Raw genomic sequence first — 4,601 nt, forward strand, 5'->3', positions numbered from 1 at the left:
CACCTCCGGCGCGATGGCGATGCGCAGCCGCTGCTGCGTCCAGCGGGCCGATGTGGCGGCGCGCCTCGTTGATCGTCTCGGCCACGCCCCACGAGCGTGCGCGCGCCCTTGCCCAGCCGGTGCGTGATGGTGGCGTCCATCAGGAGCTGGTTGATGAGCTGGCTGGCGTGGGTGGCGTTCTGGTGAATGCGCGCCACGCGCTCGTGCAGGCGGTCCGCATCGGTTTCTTCCAGCGCCACTTCCGCCTGCGCCCGCAGCGACGCGAGCGGCGTGCGGACCTGGTGCGCCGCGTCGGCCACCAGGGTGTTGAGCGTGTCCATCATGCGGCCAGCCGTTGCATGAAGGCGTTGAGCGCCTCCACCAGCCGCCGCACTTCGCGCGGCACGGGCGCCGCCAGCGGCGCCAGGTCGTCGGGCGCGCGGCGGCGCAGCTCGCGCTCCACCCCCGCCAGCGGCGCGAATGCGCGCTGCACGCCGAACCACAGCAGGCCCAGCGCCACCAGCGCCAGCCCCACCAGCGGCAGCAGGCTGCGCTGCAGAATCTCCCCGGCCAGCGCCTGGCGCGAGCCCAGGGTCTCGGCCACGCGCACCGTCACCCAGCCCGCGTGCCGGCTGGCCGACACCAGGCGGCCCACCGTGGCCACGCGCACCGGTTCGTCGTGATAGCGCAGGTAGGCGAACACCGGCGTGGCCGATTGCGCCAGCGGCAGGCCGGGCGCCAGGTCGCCATAGCCCGTGATGAGGCTGCCGTTGGAGGCGCGCGCCTCGTAGAACACCCGCTCGCTGCCCGAGAGCATGGCCAGCGAGGAAACCGGCGGTTCCACGGTAATGGAGTTGTCCTCGATCTGCACCGAGCCGGCGATGGTGAGCGCGGACGCCGCCAGCAGCCGGTCGAACGCCTGTTCGGCGGCCCGGCGCGCATAGTCGTGCAGGAAGAACACCGTGGCCGCCAGCGCGCAGGCCAGCAGCGCCACCCCCAGCGCGAAGACGCGCCGCCGGATGGAGAAGGATTCAGCCCGGCTCATGGCTGCGCGCCTGATAGCCGACGCCGCGCACGGTAATGATGTCCACGGTGCTGCCCGCCAGCTTCTTGCGCAGGCGGGAGATCAGCAGTTCCAGCGCGTTGAGCGAGCCGTCGTCCAGGTCGAAGAGCTGGTTCATGAGGCGCTCCTTGGCCACGGTCTGGCCCTGCCGGCCGAGCAGGATTTCGAGCAGCCGGAACTCACGGCGGCCCAGGTCCACGTGCTGCGCGCCGATGCTGGCGGTGCGCGCGGCCAGGTCCAGGCTCAGGTTGCCGTAGACCGCCACGCTGCTGGTCTGGCCGGCCGGGCGGCGCAGCAAGGCGCGCAGCCGCGCCTCGAGTTCGCGCAGATCGAAGGGCTTGACCAGGTAGTCGTCGGCGCCCAGGTCCAGCATGTCGATCTTGTCTTCGATTTCGGCGCGCGCGGTCACGACCAGCACGGGCGCGTCCATGCCGGCGGCGCGCAGTTCGCGGATCAGGGTGAAGCCGTCCTTGCCGGGCAGATTGATGTCCAGCACCAGCGCGTCCCAGTCTTCGTCCAGCGCCCAGCGCAGCGCCTCCGAGCCGTCGCGCAGCCATTGCACGCTGTGGCCGGCGCGGCGCAGCTTGCTTTCCACGGCGTCGCCCAGGTCGAGGTTGTCCTCGACCAGCAGAATGCGCATCTCGCTCCTCCGGTGTCGTTGTGGTTTTGGAGAGGAGTTTAAGGGGTATGGGATGGGGGTGGGGGGAAGGGGCTTGCGGGGCTCGCCCCAGGCCGCCGCGCGCAAGCCGGGCGGCTCGCAGCCCGGCGTCCGCGCCGCCGGGCGACCCACGAAGAGCAGCCTCCGGCACGACCGCCGGGAAAAACCAAGGGCTTATCCCTCTCCGCCCGCAGCGGGGCCGATCTGCCCGACATACCGGCAATCCAGTTCGAGCGACAGTTCGTCCGTCCCCAGGATGTCGAGTTCGACCGCGGTGCCGCGCTCCAGCTCGGGCATGCCGCCCACGCGCGTCACCAGCGGCGCGTTGGCGAAGCGCACGAGGTCTTCGCGCAGCACGTGCGCGACGGTGCGGGTGATGTTGTGCTGCTTCAGCCAGCGCAGGCACCAGTAGCGCTCCATCGCGCTCTGGAACTCGGCCCAGGTCGCATATTGCGCGTCGAAGGCGCCGATGATGGCGAACAGGTCGGCGTCGCGCGGCTTGAAGGGGGCCACCAGGCGCGCGGACACGCCGTGTTCGACCGCTGCGATCAGTTGCCACTGGTTCACCAGGTCCACGTAGCGGCGCAGCGGCGAGGTGCTCCAGGCGTACTGCGGCACGCCGATGGCCTCGTGCGGCAGGGCCTGGGTGCTCATGCGCACGCGCCCCGCCTGCTGCGACCGGTAGATGCCGGGCACGCCGTGCTGGTGGAGCAGGCCGCCCCACAGATTGTTGGCCAGGATCATGTACTCGGCCACCATGCGGTCCAGCGGCGCGTTGCGCTGGCGCGGCACCAGGCGCACCGGCGTGTCCGGGTCGTCCGGGCTGCCGTCCAGGTAGAAGCTGTATTCCACGCGCGAGTTGTTCTCGGGCTTGCCGCGCACCTTCTCGCGCTGGGCCGACAGCGCCTGCGCCAGCTTCCACAGCGGGCGCAGCCAGTGCCCATAGGGCAGCGCGGCGCAGGGGTCGGCCAGGGCTTCCTCGGTGATCTGCGTGTCCAGCATGTTGTGGCGCAGGTTCTCGCGCACCACCACGCGCTCGATGCGGGTTTCGGATTCGAGGATCTCGCCCGTTTCGGGATCGGCCACGGCGTACAGCGAAAGCGCCGGCACTTCGCGCCCCGCATCCAGCGAGAACGCCTGGATGACGCTGTCGGGCTGCATGGGAATCTTGTCGCCGGGCATGTACACGGTGGACAGCCGCGCGCGCGCCAGCTTGTCGAACTCGCTGCCGCGCGTGACGCTCAGGCCGGGGGCGGCGACGTGGATGCCTACCCGCAGCTTGCCGCCGGGCAGTTCGGAGACGGACAGCGCGTCGTCGATCTCGGTGGTGGTGATGTCATCCACCGAATAGATCTCGGCGTCCGCCAGCGGCAGGTCGCGGTCCAGCGGCGGCAGCTCCAGTTCCGGAAAGCCGGTGCCGCGCGGGAAATTGGAGGCCAGGAAGCGGCGCTTATGCAGCGCCAGCGCGTGGGGCCAGGCTCCGAGGTCCAGCAGCAGGCGGTCGGGCGTCTTGCCCAGCCGCGCGCACGCCGCGTCCAGCGCCTTCCATTGCTGCGAATTCTTGTCCGGACGCACCAGCAGCGATTCGGCTGCCTGTGCGATCGGCTCGGGCAGCTGGCCCGCGGCCATTTCGTCCACCCAGGCCTGCTGCTGTTCGGCCTGGCGCTGCTTTTTCTCCAGCGCCGCCAGCGCGCCGCAGGATGTCGGGCGGGGCGGGGCGGTACCGGCCCTTGCCGCGCCGGTGGAAATAGGCCGGCCGCGCCATGCAGCCGCAGCAGCACCGCCGCCTGCTCCACCGGCGTGGGGGCGTGCCCGTAGTAATCCGCCGCCAGCGCGGGGGCGTCGAATTCTTCCTGGGGCGCGCATTCCCACAGGAATTGCAGATCCAGCGACTCCGCCGCTTCGGCGGCTTCCTTCATGAGCGCCGCGGGTTCGGGCGCGGAAAACGTGAACAGGGTATTGGCGCGCTTGATCTTGCTGCGCTTGCCCGATTCGGACTCGACCTGCAGGCTGGCGTCGGTTTCGGACAGGATGTGGCCGGCCTTGAAGCTGCCGTCGTCTTCGTAAAACACGTACATGGTGAGGGGTCTTCCTGGGCGGCGCGGCGGCGCCGCCTTGCGCGGCTTGCTTAGGGATTGGAGATCGTATTCGGGGGAGGGTGACCGGAACCTAGCGCGAAATCGAGCACTTCCGGCATCCAGCGGGCAAAATCGGACAAGCCGTGATCGCTGCCCTCGACGATGCGCTGCCGGCAGCCCGCGTAATGGGCGCGCATCTCGCGCCAGTCCAGCACTTCGTCGCCGGTGGCGGCCACCAGGAAGTAGCGGTCCGGCTGCGTGACCCGGGCCGGCTGGATGGCGGCGAGTTCATCCACGTATTCGGGACGGAAGACGAACGGCGCGTCGGAATGATACATGCGGTGCTCGCCCACCTGCGTCGCCAGGTCGCGCGGCGCATGCACTGCCGGGTTGAGCAGCACGGCCTTGCAGCCGAGCTGTTCGGCCAGCCAGGTGGCGTAATAGCCGCCCAGCGACGAGCCGACCACGGCTCAGCGCGCGGGGCGAGTCGGCGCCCTGCAGTTGGCGCCGCGCGATGCCCATGGCCAGCGCGATCGCCTCGCGCGGCTGGCCGGCCAGCTGCGGGCAGGCCCCATGCGTCGGCCAGCCCGCGCTGCGTCATGGCGTCGGCCTCATGCGGGCCTTGAACGAGTCGGGCGAGGAGCGGAAACCGTGCAGATAGAGAATCATGGAAAGTCCTCGCTACGGTTGCGCGCCGTAAGCCGGGCCATGGGCTGCGCCCTGGCGGGCCGGGGCGGCGCTCAAGCGCGCGCGCAGGGCGTCGAGCAGCTTGCCGTGCACGCCGCCGAAGCCGCCATTGCTCATGACCAGGATGTGGTCGCCG

At 70.5% G+C, this 4,601-nt stretch carries 3 protein-coding genes and 2 pseudogenes; all 5 read right to left on the reverse strand.

The window, feature by feature from the left end:
- Positions 1-323, reverse strand: a 323-nt coding sequence (locus AD428_RS28645; RefSeq protein WP_304438966.1) for a histidine kinase dimerization/phospho-acceptor domain-containing protein, incomplete at its 3' end; no start/stop codon positions are given.
- Positions 320-1,024: a sensor histidine kinase N-terminal domain-containing protein gene (locus tag AD428_RS23155; RefSeq protein ID WP_235491088.1), complete on the reverse strand. Its 705-nt coding sequence runs from the start codon at positions 1,022-1,024 to the stop codon at positions 320-322. The genes AD428_RS23155 and AD428_RS28645, both read right to left, overlap by 4 nt.
- Positions 1,011-1,682, reverse strand: a complete 672-nt coding sequence (locus AD428_RS23160; RefSeq protein ID WP_053246718.1) for a response regulator transcription factor — start codon at positions 1,680-1,682, stop codon at positions 1,011-1,013. Before AD428_RS23160 ends, AD428_RS23155 begins: the two co-directional genes overlap by 14 nt.
- Positions 1,683-1,874: 192 nt before the next feature.
- Positions 1,875-3,778, reverse strand: a pseudogene (locus AD428_RS23165) (ribonuclease catalytic domain-containing protein).
- Between the two features lie 50 nt (positions 3,779-3,828).
- Positions 3,829-4,447, reverse strand: a pseudogene (locus AD428_RS23170) (YqiA/YcfP family alpha/beta fold hydrolase).
- Between the last annotated feature and the right edge of the window lie 154 nt (positions 4,448-4,601).

It is taken from the genome of Achromobacter sp. DMS1 (assembly GCF_001270295.1).

Bases quoted from the DNA above. Each gene is read 5' to 3' on its own strand.
- AD428_RS23155 (WP_235491088.1), bottom strand. From the start codon at position 1,024: ATGAGCCGGGCTGAATCCTTCTCCATCCGGCGGCGCGTCTTCGCGCTG.
- AD428_RS23160 (WP_053246718.1), bottom strand. From the start codon at position 1,682: ATGCGCATTCTGCTGGTCGAGGACAACCTCGACCTGGGCGACGCCGTG.